Origin of the sequence: Methanobrevibacter sp. 87.7 (assembly GCF_002208625.1) — an archaeon.
Classification (GTDB): Archaea; Methanobacteriota; Methanobacteria; order Methanobacteriales; family Methanobacteriaceae; genus Methanarmilla.
Window position 1 is genome coordinate 1 of record NZ_MRCT01000244.1, and the last position, 1,727, is coordinate 1,727.

Genomic DNA, 1,727 nt, shown 5'->3' on the forward strand with positions numbered 1-1,727 from the left:
TTTTTTTATTTTTTTTTTTTTTTAGTTTTATTTTTTATTTTTAAATTATTTTTTAGCTATTTTTTATTATTTTTAGAATTTATTTTTCAAATATTTGATTATTATAAAAATCTTTATTTTATTTTTTTATTTAGATTTTATGTTTTAATTTTATTATAAATAGTATATTTTTTTTATTTTATTATTTTAATCAACTATAACTTATTATTTTAATGTTTTTTAAAATTAAAACATATATGTATGTAATATATTCAAAGTATATTTTATATTCAATACATAATATTTATATATTGAATACAATATATTATAAAATAATTATAATATTTTTAGGTGAACTCATGTCTAGAACATCAATATCAATTCCAATTGAAGTTAAAAAAAGATTAACAGAATATGGATCTATGAATGATTCCTATGCAGATGTTATTGTGAAATTAATGGATTTTTATGATAATAATAAAAATCAAGTTAATGATAATTCTGTAAATATTGATGATAAATTGATTAAATCAATTAAAAATGCTATTAAAGAAGAGCTTATTGAAGATGCTGATTTAATTAATAAACCTAAAAAATCAAGAAAAAGAAAATCTAGAAAAAAACAAGAGGAATCTCAAAGTGAATTTATATTAGATAATAATTCTAAAGAAATTGAAACTAGAAAATCTAGTAAAGATAATAAAAATATTAACTCTGATGATAATGATTCACTTAATAAAAATTCTAAAAATAAGAAAAATAATAAAAAAGTTTTAGAGGATAATAATAAGACTAAAAATGATAAATCTAATAAATCTAAAACTAAAAAATCACCTAAAAATAATAAGAAAGAAAATAAAAAGTCTAAAAATAAAAAATCTACTGAGATTAAAGAAGATAATAAAAAGTCTATTGATAATAATAAAAAATCTAAATCTGATAAAGAGGATAATAAATCTTCAAGAACAGCATTAGATGATGAAATTGAAAAATTAGAGAAATTATATCATATTAAAATATAATTTTTTTAAATTTTTAAAAAGATTAAGAATGTAAATTTTGTAAAAAAATGAAAATGATATGTATAATTAATTTTTACTGTAAATTAATATTTTACATTCTATTTTATACATATAGTAACATTAAGTTTAATAATAAATTATCTTTACTTATTTACATCTAAAGGTATTAACATCACCTTTTGTAATAAGTATTAGAATATTATAAACTTTTTTTTAGATATTTATTATAATCATGAAAATTGTAAATCAATATCTTTTGATTTAATAATTCTATCACAATATTTACATCTTAATTCTATAGGTGATGTACTGACTACTGAGAATTTAGAATTTATTGGTTCTCCTTCATGATTACTAATACATTTTGGATTTGTACATTTTATTATTCCAACTAATTCATCAGAAAGTTGAACTTTATTTTTTTCTACAATTTGATAATCTTTTATAATATTAATTGTAGCTTCAGGAGCAATTAATGCTATTTGATCAACTTCTCTTGGATGAAGTTCTCTGTTTTCAATTTTTAAAATATCTTTTCTTCCCATTTCTTTAGAGGATACATTCATTGCAACTGTAATATCTTTTATTTCAGAGGATGGAAGACCTAAAATATTTAATACATATAAAGATTTATTTACTGTTATATGGTCAATTACAGTTCCATTTTTAATAGGTTTAATCTTTAAGTCAGGACGTTTCATATTTTTAACTCATATTTTTTATTAA

Annotated in this window: 2 protein-coding genes; one reads left to right on the forward strand and one right to left on the reverse strand. The window is 17.7% G+C overall.

The annotated features are described in order from the left end of the window. Positions 1-338 precede the first annotated feature (338 nt). Entirely contained in the window at positions 339-1,001 is a 663-nt protein-coding gene (locus BGI41_RS07975; RefSeq protein WP_088540169.1) for a hypothetical protein, read from the forward strand. Positions 1,002-1,231: 230 nt separating this feature from the next. Here BGI41_RS07975 and pyrI read toward each other — a convergent pair whose 3' ends face one another. Then, entirely contained in the window at positions 1,232-1,702 is a 471-nt protein-coding gene (pyrI, locus tag BGI41_RS07980; RefSeq protein ID WP_088540170.1) for an aspartate carbamoyltransferase regulatory subunit, read from the reverse strand. Between the last annotated feature and the right edge of the window lie 25 nt (positions 1,703-1,727).